This is a genomic window from Sorangium sp. So ce381 (genome assembly GCF_051473845.1).
Lineage (GTDB): Bacteria > Myxococcota_A > Polyangia > Polyangiales > Polyangiaceae > Sorangium > Sorangium atrum.
In genome coordinates, this window is record NZ_CP150336.1 from 1,975,525 (window position 1) to 1,992,450 (window position 16,926).

Annotated in this window: 10 protein-coding genes; 6 read left to right on the forward strand and 4 right to left on the reverse strand. The window is 72.3% G+C overall.

Annotated elements, in window-relative coordinates; translation table 11 throughout:
* Positions 1–10 precede the first annotated feature (10 nt).
* Entirely contained in the window at positions 11–4,987 is a 4,977-nt protein-coding gene (locus WMF29_RS07500) for a sigma 54-interacting transcriptional regulator (protein WP_437328184.1), read from the reverse strand.
* A gap of 98 nt (positions 4,988–5,085) precedes the next feature.
* On the opposite strand from WMF29_RS07500, the gene WMF29_RS07505 reads away from it, so the two are divergent.
* From WMF29_RS07505 to WMF29_RS07515, 3 genes are all read left to right on the forward strand, one after another.
* Entirely contained in the window at positions 5,086–5,790 is a 705-nt protein-coding gene (locus WMF29_RS07505; RefSeq protein ID WP_437328185.1) for a hypothetical protein, read from the forward strand.
* Positions 5,791–5,933: 143 nt separating this feature from the next.
* On the forward strand, positions 5,934–6,587 hold the full coding sequence (locus WMF29_RS07510) for a hypothetical protein (protein ID WP_437328186.1): 654 nt from the start codon (positions 5,934–5,936) through the stop codon (positions 6,585–6,587).
* Positions 6,588–6,926: 339 nt separating this feature from the next.
* A complete protein-coding gene (locus WMF29_RS07515; protein WP_437328187.1) occupies positions 6,927–9,077 on the forward strand; it encodes a substrate-binding domain-containing protein in 2,151 nt (716 codons plus the stop codon).
* A gap of 30 nt (positions 9,078–9,107) precedes the next feature.
* Here the strand turns inward: WMF29_RS07515 and WMF29_RS07520 are convergent, their stop codons facing one another.
* The 3 genes from WMF29_RS07520 to nrfH form a co-directional block, all read right to left on the reverse strand.
* Positions 9,108–10,433 carry a M28 family metallopeptidase gene (locus tag WMF29_RS07520; protein WP_437328188.1) on the reverse strand — a complete coding sequence of 442 codons (1,326 nt, stop codon included), beginning with the start codon at positions 10,431–10,433 and terminating at the stop codon, positions 9,108–9,110.
* A gap of 467 nt (positions 10,434–10,900) precedes the next feature.
* Positions 10,901–12,328, reverse strand: coding sequence for an ammonia-forming cytochrome c nitrite reductase subunit c552 (locus WMF29_RS07525; RefSeq protein ID WP_437328189.1), 1,428 nt, complete (start codon positions 12,326–12,328; stop codon positions 10,901–10,903).
* Between the two features lie 30 nt (positions 12,329–12,358).
* The gene (gene nrfH / locus WMF29_RS07530; protein WP_272101110.1) at positions 12,359–12,877 is read right to left on the reverse strand and encodes a cytochrome c nitrite reductase small subunit; all 519 of its coding nucleotides are present in this window, start codon (positions 12,875–12,877) and stop codon (positions 12,359–12,361) included.
* A gap of 292 nt (positions 12,878–13,169) precedes the next feature.
* Between nrfH and WMF29_RS07535 the strand changes: the two genes are divergently transcribed.
* The 3 genes from WMF29_RS07535 to WMF29_RS07545 are packed head-to-tail and all read left to right on the forward strand — an operon-like array spanning position 13,170 to position 16,442.
* Positions 13,170–14,048 carry a phytanoyl-CoA dioxygenase family protein gene (locus WMF29_RS07535; protein WP_437328190.1) on the forward strand — a complete coding sequence of 293 codons (879 nt, stop codon included), beginning with the start codon at positions 13,170–13,172 and terminating at the stop codon, positions 14,046–14,048.
* Between the two features lie 8 nt (positions 14,049–14,056).
* Positions 14,057–15,196 (forward strand): hypothetical protein, encoded by a 1,140-nt coding sequence (locus tag WMF29_RS07540; protein ID WP_437328191.1) that lies wholly within the window; start codon positions 14,057–14,059, stop codon positions 15,194–15,196.
* Between the two features lies 1 nt (position 15,197).
* A complete protein-coding gene (locus WMF29_RS07545; protein WP_437328192.1) occupies positions 15,198–16,442 on the forward strand; it encodes an MFS transporter in 1,245 nt (414 codons plus the stop codon).
* Positions 16,443–16,926 lie beyond the last annotated feature (484 nt).

Genomic DNA, 16,926 nt, shown 5'->3' on the forward strand with positions numbered 1-16,926 from the left:
GCGCTGACCCTCACTCCTTCCGCAAGAGCCCGTATCGCGCGAGCTTCCGGTACAGCGTCATCCTCGGGATTCCGAGGCTCCTCGACACCTCGCACACGTTCCAGCGGGAGAGCTCGAGCGCGGCGCGGATCCGCTCCTCCTCGGCGCCCTGGTGCTCGGCGCGCGACCGGCCGCGCGGCGCGGGCGCCGCCGCCGGCAGCTGGATGTCGGCGGCGCCGATCTCCGGGCCCGGCGAGAGCACGCACGCGCGCGAGAGCACGTTCTCGAGCTGCCGCACGTTGCCGGGCCAGCCGTACGACGAGAGCCGCCGGAGCGCGCCCCGGGACAGCCGGAACGCCGGGCGGCCCTGGCGCGCCGCGAGCTTCTCGACGATCGCCTGCGCGATCGCCGGGATGTCGTCCGGCCGGTCGCGCAGGGGCGGCAAGCGGATCTCGATGACGCTGATCCGGTAGTAGAGATCCTCGCGGAAGCGCCCCCGGGCGACCTCCTCCCGCAGATCCCGGTTCGTCGCGCAGACGACCCGCACGTCGGCCACCGAGACGCTCCGGTCCGACCCCACCGGGCGGATCGAGCGCTCCTGCAGCGCGCGGAGCAGCTTCGCCTGCACGCCGAGCGGCACCTCCCCGAGCTCGTCGAGGAACAGCGTCCCGCCCCGCGCCGAGACGAACAGCCCGCCGTGATCGCGGACCGCGCCCGTGAACGCGCCCTTCACGTGGCCGAAGAGCTCCGACTCGAGCAGCGCCTCGGGCAGCGCGGCGCAGTTGACCGCCACGAACGGCCCGTCCCGCCGGGGCCCGCCCGCGTGGATCGCGCGCGCGACGAGCTCCTTGCCGGTGCCGCTCTCGCCGGTCACCGTCACGGTCACGTCGCTCTCCGCGACGCGCTCGCAGAGCGCGAGCACCGCGCGCATCGGCGCGCTCCTCCCCGCGATCTCCGGGAAGTCGCGGCGCGCGTCCGCCCGCGTCCGCTCGAGCTCGTGCGAGAGCCGCTCGATCTCGTCGGCCTGCGAGCGCATGAGCTCCGCGACCCGCCGCTGCTCCTCCTCCAGGGCCCGCGTGCGGTCCCGGAGCTCGGCCATCAGCCTGCCGTTGTGCAGCGCGACCGCGATCTGGTCCGCGAACGCGCCGAGCAGATCCGCGTCGCCCTCCGCGAACTTGCCGCGCTGGAACCGGTTGTCGAGGTAGACGGCGCCGAGCACCGCGCCGTGCGCGCGGATCGGCACGCACACGATCGACCGGAGCCGCAGGCCGTGCACGGACGCGTTCCCGTGGAACCGCTCGTCGGCCAGCGCGTCGACCGTGAGCACCGCCTCCCCGCGCTCGACCACCCGCTTCGCGATCCCGTGGCTGAACTTGAGCTGGCTCTTGCCGACGCGCTCGCGATCGAGGTTCCGCGCGACCGCGACCTCGAGCTTGCCCTTCGCGTGGCCTTCCGGTCCCAGCGACGGCGACGTCAGGATCACGAACCCCCGCTCGGCGCCGGTCAGCTCGATGGCCGCGTCCATGGCGAGGCGCAGCACCTCCTCCGCGTCGAGCGTCGAGCTCAGGCGCCGGTTCACCTCGAGCAGCTTCAGCACGAGCTCCATGCGGGCCCCCGGCGGCGCAGGCCCGCCGCGGAGCGCGGCCCGCCGGGGGTGCCGCCAGAAGACCTCGGCGAGCTCGGCGGGGAGCGTGCTCCCGATGCGCTCCCAGCACTCGAGCGCGGCCGTGCGGTGCCGCTCCGCCAGCGCCGTCGCCGACCGGAGGCGGAGCACCTCGGCGGACGCCTCCTCGTGCTTCGCGTGGAGCTCGAGCTGCGAGACCCTCGCCACGAGGCCCGCGCCCCGCTGCACCTCCGCGAGGGCGGCGTCCGTGTCGCCGCGGGCCAGCGCGAGCTCCGCGCCCGCCGTCGCGTGGCGCAGCGCGAGATCCGCCGCGTCGGCCTCCCGGAGCAGCGCCGCGGCCTCGGCCAGCCGCGCGCCCGCCGCGGCCCTGTCCCGCGCCGCGAGCGCGACCTCCGCGGCGTGGATCACCGCCTCGCACGCCTCGCGCTTCGAGCCGCGCGCCGCGTGGCCGGCGCGGGCCTCCTCGAGCAGCCGCGCCGCCTCGCCGAGCGCGCCGCGCGCGGCGGCGATCTCCGCGGCGAGCCCGAGCGCCGCCACGGCGATCTCCTCGGGGGCCCTCGGGCCCTCGGGCGCTCGCATCCGCGCGACGGCGAGCTCGGCGCGCTCCAGGAGGCCGACGTCCGCGTGGATCTTGGCGAGGTTGAAGCGCAGGGTCGCCTCGGTCCGCTCCTTGGCGAAGGCGATCGCCGCCCGGAGCCCGCGCTCGTAGCAGCGCAGCGCCGCGCCCCAGTCGCCGAGCTGGTGCCTCGCCGTCCCCAGGTTGAGCGCGGCCGTCGCGAGCAGATCGCCGAGGCCCTCGGCCTCGGCCAGGTCGAGCGCCTCCTGGAACCCGCGCGCCGCGAGGGCCGCGTCGCCGGCGCGGTAGGCGTGGAGCGCGTGGTAGCTGAGCGTGCGGGCGCGGGCGCGGGGCGAGCCCGACGCCGGCCGAAGCGCGACGGCGCGCGCCAGGCTCTGGAGCGCCCCGGCCTGGTCGCTCAGGTACCCGAGCGCGAGGCCCAGCGTCTCGGCGAGCTCCGCGGCGGCCTCGCGCTCCTCGCCGCTCGCGAGCGCGCCGTCGACCTCGCGCTCCTCGCCGCTCGCGACCGCGCGGGCGACCTCGCGTGATCCGGGCGCCGCGAGCGCCGCGAGCGCCCCCTCCGCCTCGCGCCGGGCCTCGTCGTAGCGGCCGAGGCGCAGCAGGCAGCGCGCGGAGAGGCTCGCGAGCCGCCCGCCCCAGGGCCCGGGCGAGAGGGCCCGCGCGCGCCCGAGCTGCCAGAGCGCCCGCTCGACCTTCCCGAGCTTCTCGTAGCAGCGCGCCGCCCGGTACGAGAGCTCCGCGCCCACGTCGGCGGGCGGCCCCGCGCGCCTCGCCCGCGCGAGCAGCGAGAGCGCGCGCCGCGGGTCGCCGGCGGCCTCGATCGCGGACGCCGCGGCCACGAGCGTCCTCGGCGCCGGCAGGACCTCGCAGGCGGCGTCCGCCGCGCGCACCCAGGCGCGCGGCGCCCACTCGAGCATCGGCCCGGACGCGGCGAGCGCCCGCCGCGCCGCCTCGTGGTCGCCCGCGAGCACGAGCGCCCTCGCCCGGTCCGCCGCGCGCTGGCTGCGGAGCGCCGGGGCGAGGGCCGCCTCGTCGGCGCCGGCGAGGTGGGCCGCCATGGCGGCCGCGACCTCGCGCACGGCGCCCGCGTCGAGCCAGGGCAGGAGCGCCCTCGCTTGCCCGGCCTGACCGAGGCGGAACCCCTCGCCGTCGAGCCGCGCGAGCCCCGCGGCCTCGAGCGCGTCGAGCGCCGCGCGCCCCACGCCGAGCGCGGCGGCGGCCTCGGGCCCGAGCGGATCGGCGACCGCGAGCGCCGCGAGGGCGCGCGCCTCGCCGCGGTCGAGCGCCGCCACGCGCCGGCGCCAGAGCTCCGGGGTGCCCGTCGTGTGGACGAACCTGTCGAGCTCCGCCTCGCTCAGGCTGCGCTGCGCCAGCGCGGCGCAGAGCTCCTTGAGCGCGCGCGGGCGCCCGCCGCTCGCGCGCAAGAGGTCCGACGTGCGCGCCGCCGTGGCGAGGGGCGCGGTCCAGACCCGGACGGCGTCTTCCTCGAGCGGACCCAGCGGGAGCTCGACGACCGCGCCGCCGCCCACGTCGAGCCGCTCCGCGGAGGCGATCAGCCAGAGGACGGCGTCGGTCGGCTCGGCCGATCGAACGAGCGCCTCGAGCAGCGCCCGGTCGTGCGCGCCCAGCCTGTGCGCGTCGTCGATCGCGAGCACGCGCGGCCGGTGCGGCGCGGGCAATGCCTGCGCATCGCGCGCATCACGCGGGGCGCGCGCCGCCTCGCCCTCGCGCCCGCGCGCCCCCGCGAGCTCGCCGCGGGCCCCGAGCAGCGCGTCGACGCCGGCCGGGAGCGGCGCGCCGCCGAGCGCCCGGACCAGCAGCGCGCGCAGCGGATCGTCGCCGCGGGGCGCGCCCTCGACGACCTGCGCGCTGAGCTGCGCGCGCCACTTGAGCTCGCGGAACAGCCGCGATTTGCCCGCGCCTTCCTCGCCCGTGACGATCACCGCGCGCGGCCCGCGCTCGCCGCGGAGCAGCGCCTCGAGCGCCGCGCCGAACGCCTCGACCTCGCGCTCCCGCCCCACGATCTCGCCCGGCTCGCTCACGACGGCGGGCGCGCGCCGCGGCAGGCCGCCGGCGGAGAGGGCCTCGAGGACCTCCTCCACCCCCGAGGGGCGGCTGGCCGGATCGTCCGCGGTGAGCCGCCCGGCGAGGCGGCGAACGGCGGCGGGCGGCGCCCCGGAGAGGAGCGGGAACAGGGCCTCGAGCGTCCGCCCCACGGCGAAGAGGTCGGTGCGCGCGCTCGGCGGGGCCCCCCGGAGGAGCTCGGGCGCGAAGAACCGCGCCGTCCCCGAGAGGTCCCCCGCGTCCGCGCGCATCCTCCGCGCCGCGCTGAGATCGATGAGCACGCCCGCGCCGTCGTCCCGCACGAGGACGTTCTCGGGCTTGAAGTCGCCGTGGACGATGCCGGCGCCGTGGAGCCACCCGAGCGCGTCGAGCGCGTCGAGCAGGACGGGCAGGGCCGCGCGGAAGGCGCGCCCCCGCGCGTGCTCGGCCAGCGTCCGGCCCCGGATGAGCTCCGTCGTGGCGTACGTGAGCGGCTGCCCCGGCGCGCCGCCGGACGTCGTCCGGGCGAAGTCGTACGCGCGTGGGAGGCGCGGGTGAGCGCAGGCCGAGAGCAGCGAGAACTCCCGCCGGAACGCCTCGAGCGCGCCCGCGGAGCCGAAGCTCAGCGATTTCATCGCCACGTCGCGATCGAAGAGCCGGTCGCGCGCCTCGTAGACCGAGGCGAGCCCGCCGCGCCCGAGCGCGCGCACGACCTCGTAGCGGCCATCGACCACGGCCCCTGGCGCAATGCCGTGGTGTACCATCGGTACAATATGGTACAGAATGGTACAACAAGGGGCCACGATTTCCGCGGAACGCCGCGGACCGCATTGGCGCGACTCTTGAACAGAGGAGCGTCGTGATGCGCTGGCTTGCGGTCCTTCTCGTCGCTTGCGTCGCCGGGTGCGGGGTGAACCCCATCCCGGAGCCGCCCTTCGAGCGGCCGCCGGCGCTCGCCGGCGACGTCGTCGGCGCTGTGTGCGACGAGTGCGACGGCGCCCCGCTGGAGCTCACCGGCGCGCCAGGGAGCGTGACCGACGCCGACGTGGTCTGGGCGGTGAACCTCGATGGGACCGCGCCTCCGGTCGTCGCGCCGGTCGCGGCCGACGGCAGCTTCGCGCTCGACATCGACGGCCTCCGGGGGGACGAGCTGCGCCTCCAGGCCCGGCGCGGCGCGCTGCGCTCCGAGCCGGTGGACCTCATCGCCGGGGTCGGCGCCCTCGAGCCGTCGCCTCGCCCGCTCGCAGGCTGCTTCGAGGTCGAGCGGGAGCTCGCCCTGCCCGAGGCGGCCGTCGGCGCGATGTCCAGCAGCGCCATCGCGCTCGCGCACTCCTGCGGCGCGCCGCTCGCGATCGACAGGATCGCGCTGCGCGCCCCGGCCCCCGAGTACAGCCTCGAGGGAACGGCGGCTCCCGTGGTCCTCGAGGCGGGGAGCGCCGGAGAGCTCCGCGTGGTGTACCGGCCGACCGAGGCCGCCGCGCGCGGCGAGGAAGTGGCGCTGATCGAGGTGTCTTCACCGGAGGTCTTCCGGCGGGCGGTGACGCTCTTCGTGGCCGGCGCTCCCTGAGTCGATTCGAGCTCTCTGCTCCTCCGGGAGGCTCGAGACGGGCCTCGAGGGGGAGCGCATCTCCCAACCCACACGAGAAAGATACGGAGACCAATATGCGAGCCTGTGCCTTGTTGCTTCTTGCGGCCTCTTCGATCGTAGGAATGTTCGGCTGTAAACCTCCCACGGGCGGCGGGGGCGGGGCGTGCCCGGATCCGAGCGATCCTGGCGTCCACTACGTCTCTCAAGATCCGGACGAGTGCGCGCTCATCGACTTCGTCTGCGCGGAGGGACAGACGCTGATGAACGCGCCGGGGTGCGGCTGCGGCTGCATCGACGAGGAGCCGCCTCCCGCGTGCCCGGATCCGAGCGATCCTGGCGTCCACTACGTCTCTCAAGATCCGGACGAGTGCGCGCTCATCGACTTCGTCTGCGCGGAGGGACAGCGGCTGATGACCCAACCAGGGTGCGGCTGCGGCTGCATCGACGAGGAGCCGCCTCCCGCGTGCCCGGACCCGGGCGCTCCGGGCGTCCGTTACGTCTCTCACGATCAGAACGAGTGCGCCCTCATCGACTTCGCTTGCTCGCCGCCCGAGAGGCTCTTCGGCGGCGAGTGCGGCTGTGGCTGCGTCGGCCCCGCGCCGGAGACCTGCCCCGACGCCGCGGATCCGGACGTCCGCTACATCTCTCACGACCCGGAGTACTGCCACCTCGTCGACTTCATCTGCGCGCCGGGAGAGGCGCTCTTCTCCGACGAGTGCGGCTGCGGCTGCGTCGGCTCGGACCTCCCTGTCGGGCACGCTCGTCAAGGCAAGTGACCGCGCCCACGATCTGCCGCCCTGACAAAGGTGCTCGCGCGGTCGCCCTGCGCGCTCCGCGGGGAGAGCCCGCCGCGCCCTGAAGCGCTCCCATCACCGACGTCGCCTCCTGCGTGGGGCTCCTCACGAACATCGATGCACGGCCGCCCTGCGCAGCCTGCGCCGCGCGTAAACCTCGGCCGAAGCGGCCGCTCCGGATTGTTTACATGCGCGCACCTGTCGCGTCACGCCGGGTCACGTGGGATCGAGCGCGGCGGTCGACACACAGAAGTTCTTGAGTCGATCCATCGAGGACGGTGATAGGCTCGCCTGGGGGATGCGGGGGCGAACGCGACCGGGATGAAGACTGGGCCTGTCGATCAGCGCACATCGAAGGTGATCGGCGTCGCGTCGGTCTTCCTCGACAATTCCTTCAACACAACGGCTTTTCGTGGCATGCACCGCGCCGCGCGAGCGCGGGGCTACGAGCTCCTCCTCATCTACGCGACGCCTCGGCGCGTCTTGGAGCGCGGCGTGGCGCTTCGCCACGTGGCCGGCTGGATCGCGATGTACAACATCGACGGGCTGGAGGAGCTGCTCTCCGACGGGAAGCCTGGCGTCATCTTCTGCGCGCCCACGCTCGGGACGCGCTGCCCGGTCGTCCGCGCGGAGAACCACGATTCGATTCACCTGCTCGTCGATCACCTCATCCGGCTCGGACATCGCCGGATCGCTTACATCGGCATGACCGGGTCGGACGATTTCCACGAGCGGAGCAGGGTATTCGATCAGGCGCTGCGCGCGCGCGGGATCGAGGCCGACCTCAACCTGCTCTCCGAGTTTCACGAGTGTACGATCTTATATACCGAGCAGCGCTTCCATCAGCTGCTCGAGCGCAACGGCAAGTTCTGTACGGCGCTCGTGGCGGGCAACGACGAGATGGCGATTGGCGCCATCAACGCGATCCGGGCGCACGGCTACCGCGTGCCCGAGGACATCGCCGTGGTGGGGTTCGACGACATCAACGCCGCCCAGCACTGCGATCCGCCGCTCACCACGGTACGGCAGGACCCGGCGCTCCTCGGGAGCATGGCCGTCGAGCGGCTCATCGATTTGCTCGACGGCCTCCCCCCTCGTGAGCTCGTGACCCGCGGCCCGGCCGAGCTGGTGGTGCGTCGCTCGTGCGGAAGCGGCCGCGCGGCGTGGAACACCGCGCCTGTCGCGCCGGCGATCGCGGCGCCGGAGGGCGACTGGCAGCGCGTGCTGTCCCGGCAGATGAGCCTCCTCATGGATGGGTGGGAGCTCCCGCTGTCCGACGACGCGCCGCTCGGCTGGCCGGAGGCGGAGGTGATCGCGCAGGGCCTCGGCGCGGCGCTCGCCGGGGAGGAGCCGCTGGACGTGGGGACGCTCCAGCGCGCTTTCGCCGCCGGGGTCACGCGAAACGACAAGATCGAGGTCCTGCTCGCGGTGGTGAAGCTCGTCGAGCAGACCGCGGCGCGGCGGCTCGCCGTCGCGCCGGAGCCGGAGGCCGCGCGCCGGCTGGAGACGTTCCTCGACCGCGTGCGCCTCTCGCAGCAGCGGGCCCTCGCCGCGTGGGAGCGGCGGAACGTGAAGAGCCTCGAGCGGCTGGTCCGCGCCAAGGTGCACATGAGCAGGCTCCTCGCCTCGAAGCACGCATGGACCCAGGAGCGCCTGGAGTGGCTGGCGCAGACCTCCATCGGTGTGGGGTGCATCGCGCTCTGGGCGGATGCGTCGGGCTCGGCCGAGCCGGAGTTCGTCGTCCACTCCGTGTACCCGTACGACACGGACTTGACCACGCTCGTGGGTCAACGGTATCCGGCCGGCGACTTTCCGCCGCCCGCCCTGAGAGCGGCGGCCTTGCCGGACGAGCCGGGCGGCTATCTCCTGCTGGTCCCGCTCGTGAGCGCGAGGCGCGACTGGGGGACTCTGGTGCTGGGAGGGCTGCACCTGGAGAGCTTCGTGGGCAACCTCCATCCGCTGGCCATGTGGGTGTCGCTCCTGATCGCCGCGTTCGAGCACCACGACATGGAGGCCACGCTGCAGGCGGAGCGCGACATGCTGGCCGCCGCCTACGAGCGCGAGCGCGCGCTGGCGAGCACGGTGCGGGAGCTCGGCTGTCCGGTCATCCCGCTGCTGCCCGGGGTGCTGCTCATCTCGCTGATAGGCGCGATCGACGCCGCGAGGGCGCAGCAGATCATGGAAGCCGCGCTCTCTGGCGTCGCGCGAGAGGGGGCCCGGTGGGTGCTGCTCGACGTGACCGGCGTGCCGTTCGTCGACGAGGAGACCGCGGCGTCGCTGGTGCAGACGGCGCAGGCGACCCGGCTGCTCGGCGCGCGCGTGAGCCTCGTCGGCGTCGGGCCCGGGATGGCGCAGGGCATGGTCGGCCTCGGGATCGAGCTGCGCGACATATCCATCTTCCAGTCGCTGGCCGCCGCCATCAGCGACCTGACAAGGCCAGAAAAGAAGAGGAAGATGAGGCGGGCAGAGTAGCGCCGCACGGGCGCGCCGAGATCGCCCGAATCACTTCATCAGGAGCTTGGCCGCCGCGCGCCCCGCGGCCTCGGTCAGCCGCCGCATGTAGTCCCAGTTGAGCCGATCGACCCGGTCGCAGCGCTGGTGGTAGCAGGGGTTGCCGTCATCGCCGAAGAAGTTCTGCGATATGGCCACGGCCGGCGCCCCGTAGCGCCAGAACGCCGAGTGATCGCTGCGGTTCGTGCAGGCGTCCACCCGGGTCAGGCCGAGCTCGCCGCGCGACGCGGCCTCCTCGACCAGCGCGGCCAGATCGGACGACGTGTTCTCGTTGCAGTGGATGACGTGATAATGCCCGTCGTCGTCGGAGTCGTAGCCCGTCATCTCCAGATCCAGGACGCCGACCACCTGAGCCATCTGCCCGTCCCGGTAGAGCTTGCTCGCATAGGCCTTTGAGCCGAGGAGGCCGTCCTCCTCTTGATCGAAGGCGACGACGCGCAGCCCGATGCTCAGCTTCGTGTCCTTCAGCGCGCGGGCGATGGCGAGCGACGACACGATGCCGGAGCCGTCGTCGTCGGCGCCGGCGTTGCTCATGGAGTCGTAGTGCGCCGAGAGGATGAGGACGCGTGACCGATCCGCGCCGGGTTTGTCGGCCGTCAGGTTGACGCCCTGGCTCCAGCCGCTTTGATAGGCGTGCTCCTTGACGGTGAACCCGATCGCCTCGTATTGCTGGCGCATCCAGCGGCGGGCCAGCGCGCGCCCGTCCTCGGACCCGCGCTCGCGGATGACCGCCGTGCGGCCATCGACGGTCACCGGCGCGGCGCCGGAGAGCTCCTTGAGCCGCGCCTCGAGGAACGCGGCGTCGATGTGGAGCTCGGGGAGCTCGGCGGCGCCCCCGTCGCGCGGCGCGCGCGTCCCGGCCGGAGCGCGGGTCCCCTGTCGTTCCGGAGCGCGCGACAGGACCACGTCGTGCTCTCCGATCGGCTCTGCGTGAAGGCGAGGCGAGCCGAGCCAGTCATGGGGGTCGCGGCCCGTCGGGACGGCGACGGCGGCGATCCCGCCGACGCGCGCGCGCTCGCCCGGGAGCGCCGCGCTGGGAAGCGGCCCCTCCACGAGGTAGAGCGAGGTCCCGCGCTCTTTTTTCAGAGTGACGCTCTGCCAGGCGTCATCGACGCCGGCGCGGGTCACGACGACCTGGCCAGCCTCCGTCGCGAGCCGGTTCAGGAACGTGCTGACCGTATCCTTGCCCACGTGCGAGACGTGGATCTCTTCGGCCGCCGGCGCGCCCGGATCGCCGGAGGCGCACGACGTCGAGACGAGCGCAAAGCCGGCACAAAGCGCGGTGACGGCGCTCGAACGATTGCGGCAGGTTGCCATGGCGTCTTCCCCTTTCGGCGACACCGTACGGATCTCAAACGGATTATCCAAGCACTATCTCGCGAGGAGTCGAGCTTCGGATGAATCGCGTCAAATGCAATGAGGGACACATGAGCGCTCCATATCGGAGCTCTGGAGTCATGGCCCAGCTCGTCAGGCCGTGAGCGAGCGATGACGAGGCCGCTCGGCCTGTTCGGGCAGGCGGGCGGTGCGCTGGCCAGCGCTCCAGGTGGCCTGGAGCAGGAGAGAGGGAGAGGAAAAGAGGTAGGCGTTAACCAAGCTTCCCGCCGCGTTCTCCCACATTCGAATGTTTACGTGGTCGTTTACGTGGTCGTGGTCGTGGTCGTGGTCGTCAACGATAGGCCGTGAACGACCACGACCACGACCACGTAAACGACCACGTAAACGACCACGTAAACGTTCACGCAAAACGTTTACGTAGACGTTCACGTTCACCTTGGGCCGGATCACTCCTCGGGCGGGGTTCCATCTCGCAGCGACAGCTGGCCTCGACGGCAGGTATCGATGGCGGACGCGAGGATGCGCATTGCCTCCTGGGGCGCGTGGAAGCCGGACGAGTTCTCGGCCTCGGCGAAGTCGACGAAGAACTGGCATTTCCGCTGCGCCGCGCGCGGCCCCGCGAGCGCCTCATCGGCCATCCCGGCCTCCTTCGCCCGGCGGATGTCGCTGATGAGCGCGACCACGGCGTCCATCGCCCGGTTGCGCGCCTCGAAATGGCGCGACTGGATCGTCTCCACGCGCTGCCGGAGCTCGTCCTCGGGCCACTTGTGGCACGTCTGGCACGCGCGGTTCACGTTGAGGAGCGGGCTCTGCACGTGGTGATCGCTGATCTTCGTCGCGCCGACCCGCTGGTACGGCATGTGGCAGTCGGCGCAGGCCACGCCGGAGCGGGCGTGGATGCCCTGATTCCACATCTCGAACTCCGGGTGCTGCGCCTTCAGCACCTTCGCGCCCGACTCCGCGTGCGTCCAGTCCGAGTGGCCGTTCTCCTCGTAATAGGCGTAGATCTCGTCGACCTTGATGCCCTTCGCCCACGGGTACACGAGGCGCTTCTCCGGGCCCTTGAAGTAATACTCCACGTGGCACTGCCCGCAGACGTACGAGCGCATCTCCTGGCGCGTTGCCATCGTGTTGACGTCGTAATTGGCCTCGCCCGTCGACGCCTTGAGCGCGCGGATCCCCTCGATGAACCCGGGCCGCGTCACCCGGAGCTGCATCGACTCCGGGTCGTGGCAGTCGATGCACGAGACCGGGTGCGTCACAAGCTTGCGCGCCTCGGGGAAGGGCATCTGGTTCATCGCCTCCCAGCCGCGCATCAGATCGCCGCCGCCGAGCTTCTTGTACGGCACGTACACGGACGCATGGCAGTGAATGCACGTGCCCGGCTGCTTCGTCGCGATCTGCCGCTCGGTGTACACCTGATCCTCGAGCATGTGGGCGTGCCCGCGCTCCTCCCGGAAGTCGCGCGCGAAGGCGTAGCCGGCCCACATCGTCTTCAGCCGCCCGTCCTCCTCGAGCTTCGATTGCGCGACCACGCTGCGCGGATCGGCCTCCGTCGGCGTGCGCGGCACCGCCTCGCTCCCGCCGAAGCGCGTGCGCTTCTGGTCGACCGTGCGCCGGTAGCCGTCGTACTGGAGGGGGAAGTTCTTCCCCCATACGGCCGGGTCGTCTATCGTGTCGTCAAGCTCGACGACGCGATAGAACGGGCTCTTCGCCTCCTGTTTGTGCTCGAAGATGTTCACGAGCAGCGCGGCGATCCCGGCGGTCGCGGCCGCCGCGGCGAGCGCCGCGAGCGGCAGGTAGCGCCAGCGCGCCGGCGGCCTGCCGGTGCGCGCGCTCTTCTGCGTGGATCCTTCGTCCTTCGGCTCCGTCATCGGTCCTTTCCCTCGTGCAGCGGGCGCCCCTCAGTGCAGGTGGCCCACCGATTCATGGCAGCGCACGCACGAGAGCCCCGCGGCGCCGTGGTGCTCGCTGTCGATCGCATCCACGACGTCGCCGTGACACCCGCGACAGGCCTCCTCCGTGATGCGTAGATTGCTGGGCTTGATCCGGATCGGGTCCGGGAAGCGGCCCGAGGTGAAGGCGAACGAGTGCCAGAACCCGTTCGACGCCTTCGTGGCATATTTCCCCAGGAACGTGTGCGGCGCGTGACAGTCGTTGCACCCTGCCACCGCCCGGTGGCTGGAGCGCTGCCACCCGGCGAATTGCTCGTTCATGATGTGGCAGTTGGCGCACGCCGACGGGTCGCTGCCCAGGTACGAGGCGCCCTTCGCATAAACGAAGGTGTACCCGCCGAGCCCGGCGGCCACGCCGAGCGCGACGCAGAGCGCGAGGAGCAAGGCCCCCGTGGAGCCGCGCCCGCCGCGCGCTCGCCCGCGCACCGGCGGCTCCGGCGGTTCATCCCGCCGTTGCCCTTCCGTCATGGGATCTTGCTCTTGTGTCATTCGTCGCCGCACCGGTTCACCGGTTCATCGATCCTCGATAGACTGCTTTGCAAGGCAGGTGCCGCCACGTCTCGGCTGGACCGGCGACCGGCGGCCTGGCGGCGGGGGGAGCCGACTCGGCTCGAGGAGCGACCGCGGGACGCCCCGGCGGGCCGGCGCGCTCGGCTGCAAGGCGTGCGCATCGGTGCAGATTCCGCGCTGGCGGGCGCTCCCTGCGGCCGCTGTTCCCGCCGCGGCCCGTCTGCGCTAGGGACCTGGCAGGAGACGTCACGTGAACGCCCCGCGCGACACGCAGCCAGCCGCCGCCACGCCCGCGAGCGCCGGCCTCCCTCCGGCGAACCACCGTATCCGGCTGCCGGATTTCGAGCTCGGCGGCGCGCTCACGGCCGAGCAGCGGGACTTCCTCGACGAGCACGGGTTCATCCGCTTCCGCGGGTTCGCCGATCGCGGCGCGGTGCGCTCGCTCGTCGAGGAGGTCGAGGCCATGGACCGCCGGCTCGTCGGGGAGGGCAGGGCGCACATCAACGGCGTCCCGCTCCTCTTCGGCACGCGGAAGGACGGCTCCCGCTACATCCAGCGCATGGTGTTCGCGTCGCTCTTCGGCGAGCGCCTCCGCGCCTTCGTGCGCGACCCTCGCTTCGGCGCCATCCTCGATGTGGCCGGGCCTGGCTACCGGATCGGCGAGCGGGAGCGCGACGGGCTCGTCATCAACCATTACCGCCACGAGGAGGGGTCGACGTACCAGCGCCTCGGCTGGCACACCGACAGCCTGCGCGACCTCTTCTATCTCGAGAAGCCGCGCCGGTACCTGAACGTCGGCTTCTATCTCGATGACTCGCCCCTCTCGAAGGGCGGCGTGCGGCTGATCCCGTCCTCTCACCGACAAGGCCTCTTCGAGATGATGACCCGCAAGGCCTATTTCCTCGACCACCGACCCGACCCGGACGAGTACGCGCTCGAGGCCGCGGCGGGGGACCTCACGATCCACGACGGCCGCATCTGGCACCGCGTCGCGCAGGCCACGGCCACGGGCGACGCCAGCCAGCGGCGCGTGATGTACCTGCCGCTCATGAGCGGGCCGCTCAAGGAGAAGCACGAGGGCAGCCCCACGCCGCTCTATTTCCGGCTGAAGCGGCTCGCGGGGTACTGAGCGCCTCGATGTCGATCACCGTCGAGGAGGCGAAGAGCGGCGCGGATATCACCGAGATCCTCGACCTGCCGCTGCGCCTCCACGCGGCCGATCCTGGCTATGTCGCGCCCCTCCGCCCGCTCGTGCTGCGGCGGCTCGACCCGCGAAACCCCTTCTTCCGCGACGCGCAGCTGCGCCTGTTCCGGGCGCGGCGCGGGCGCGAGACGGTCGGGACGATCTCGCTCCTCCTCGACGGGCGCCACGATCGCCACAGCGGCGAGCGCGCGGCGTTCTTCGGCTTCTTCGAGTGCGAGCGCGACCCGGAGGCGGCGCGGGCGCTCTTCGGCGCGGTGAGCGAGCGGGCGCTGGCGCTCGGCGCCACGTCGCTGCGCGGCCCGCGCAACGTGACGCGGGTGGAGGACATCGGGCTCCTTGTCGAGGGGTATGGCTCCCGGCCGCCGATGCTCGCGGGCCATCACCCTCCGTATTACCGCGAGCTCGTCGAGGCCGAGGGGTTCTCGAAGCGTTACGACATGCTCGCTTACGACACCCCGCTCGTCGACGCGGCGGGGCGCCGCCGCGAGCTCCCCGAGGCGCTGCGCCGGAAGGCCGCCGCGGTGAGCCTCCCGGGCCTCGAGGTGCGCCGCGTCGCGGTTCACCGCGTCTCGCGCGACATGGAGATCGCCCACGCGGTCTTCACCGAGGCGTACCGCGGCGTGCCGGAGGTCGTCCCGATGTCGCGCGCGGAGTTCGTGAACCTGGGGCGCGCGTTCGTCGCCCTGGCGAGCCCGCGCCTCTTGCAGATCGCGACGGTGCGCGGCGAGCCCGCCGCGTTCGCGGCGTGTTTCCCCGAGCTGAACGAGGCGTTCGCCGCGGCGCGCGGGCGGCTCCTGCCGCTCGGCTGGGCGCGCGTCCTCGGGGCGCTCCGCCGCGTCAGGACGGCGAGCTTCAAGCTGATCGGCGTCGTGCCGGCGTTCCGGTCGACGGGCCTCCACGCGCTCCTCGTGCGGCACGTGGTCGACGGCCTCTTCGCGGCGGGGTACGAGCGGCTCGAGGCCTCCTTGATCCACGAGGACAACGCGGCGATGCGCCATATCGTGGAGTCGGCCGGGTGCGTGCCTTACCGGCGTTATCGCGTCTACGAGCGCCCGCTCGGAGGGAACAGGTGATATGACGACAGCTGCCCCGCACCAGAAGACGCCGTTCACGCCGTACCAGCGGCGGCTGTTCTGGTTCCTGAGCGTGGCCTCGTTCTTCGAGGGCTACGACTTCCTGGCGCTCACGCAGATATTGCCCAACTTCGGCGCGCAGATGGGCCTCGCGCCCCGCCACGAGGGGCTCCTCGTCGGGGTCATCAACTCGGGGACGATGATCGCGTATCTCCTCGTGCGCAAGGCCGACCAGTGGGGGCGGCGGCGGGTGCTATCGGTCACCATTGCGGGGTATACGATCTTCTCCGTGCTGACGGCGTTCGCGCCGAACGTCTATGTCTTCGCCGTCTTGCAGCTCATCGCGCGCATCTTCCTCCTCGGCGAGTGGGCGGTCAGCATGGTGTACGCGGCCGAGGAGTACCCGAGCGATCGGCGCGGGATGGTGATCGGCGTCATCCAGGCGTTCTCGAGCCTGGGATCCATCGTGTGCGCGGGCGTCGTGCCGCTGCTCCTCGCGACGCCGTACGGGTGGCGCAGCGTGTACCTCGTCGGCGGCGTCCCGCTCTTGCTCATCGCGGTCGCGCGGCGCGGCCTGCGCGAGACGGCGCGGTTCGAGCAGGCGGCGGCCGAGCGAAAGGGGGAGGGGACGCCGCCGTTCACGCGCATCCTGCGCACGCCGTACCGCGGGCGGATGCTGCAGCTCGCCTTGATCTGGGGGCTCACGTACGTCTGCACCCAGAACGCGGTGACGTTCTGGAAGACGTTCGCGCTCCGGGAGCGCGGGCTCAGCGACGGCGAGGTGGGCGGCAGCATCACGTTCGCGGCGCTCGTCTCGATGCCGCTCATCTTCGCCTCGGGCAAGCTGCTCGACGTGGTGGGCCGCCGCAAGGGCGCGGTGATCATCTATGTGCTGGCGGCGGCCGGCGTGCTCGGCGCTTACTCGCTGGGCTCGCGGGGCGGGCTCACGGCCGCGCTGGTCTTCGCCATCTTCGGCGCGAGCGGGGTGCTCCCCGTGCTGAACGCCTACATGACCGAGCTCTTCCCCACGCACCTCCGGAGCGACGCGATCGCCTGGTCGAACAACCTGCTCGGCCGGATCGGCTACATGCTGTCTCCGATCGCCGTCGGCTTCGCCGCGGAGGAGATCGGCTGGGGACCGGCGGTGTCCGCGACGGCGCTCTTTCCGCTGGTCGCGCTCGCGCTCATCCTGTGGCTCCTCCCGGAGACGCGCGGTAAGGAGCTCGAGGAGACGGCGCGGGTATAGCCCAGCTCCGTGTGTCAGAAATCCGGCCGAGGATCGCCGACACGCTACAAGACGTCAAGAAGAACACAAAAATCTCGGCGTCCTGTGGCGTTTGCGGCGTTTGTGGCGTTGTGGTGTCTCCAGCATCCTGGCAGGCTGGGGTAAGCACCACGCCACACCACCGCGCGGTGAGCGCAAACGAGCGGGATGAAACGTGGTCGCTGTCGGAGGCTCACAGGCTGCCGAGCCGACCCGGCGGGTGAGCGTGACATGACTGAGCCCGCCCGCGAGCCTCGAGCGATCGCCGCGGCGCCCGAGCGATTTCGCACCAAGCAACAGGTTTGGAGTTCCTGCGGTCTGGCGCTCGTCATCAATTAATTTGGTGGGAGCGTTGGGCTGAACTAGATCCGCCCCGTCGGAACGATCCCGATCGGTCTGTGGGGACGAGCCCCACCAACGCGTCGTCGCACGTTCGCGTGCGAGCGGCCGAGGTGCGTCCGGAATA

Bases quoted from the DNA above. Each gene is read 5' to 3' on its own strand.
- WMF29_RS07505 (WP_437328185.1), top strand. From the start codon at position 5,086: ATGCGCTGGCTTGCGGTCCTTCTCGTCGCTTGCGTCGCCGGGTGCGGG.
- nrfH (WP_272101110.1), bottom strand. From the start codon at position 12,877: ATGACGGAAGGGCAACGGCGGGATGAACCGCCGGAGCCGCCGGTGCGC.
- WMF29_RS07500 (WP_437328184.1), bottom strand. From the start codon at position 4,987: ATGGTACACCACGGCATTGCGCCAGGGGCCGTGGTCGATGGCCGCTAC.
- WMF29_RS07525 (WP_437328189.1), bottom strand. From the start codon at position 12,328: ATGACGGAGCCGAAGGACGAAGGATCCACGCAGAAGAGCGCGCGCACC.
- WMF29_RS07545 (WP_437328192.1), top strand. From the start codon at position 15,198: ATGACGACAGCTGCCCCGCACCAGAAGACGCCGTTCACGCCGTACCAG.
- WMF29_RS07515 (WP_437328187.1), top strand. From the start codon at position 6,927: ATGAAGACTGGGCCTGTCGATCAGCGCACATCGAAGGTGATCGGCGTC.
- WMF29_RS07510 (WP_437328186.1), top strand. From the start codon at position 5,934: ATGTTCGGCTGTAAACCTCCCACGGGCGGCGGGGGCGGGGCGTGCCCG.
- WMF29_RS07520 (WP_437328188.1), bottom strand. From the start codon at position 10,433: ATGGCAACCTGCCGCAATCGTTCGAGCGCCGTCACCGCGCTTTGTGCC.
- WMF29_RS07540 (WP_437328191.1), top strand. From the start codon at position 14,057: ATGTCGATCACCGTCGAGGAGGCGAAGAGCGGCGCGGATATCACCGAG.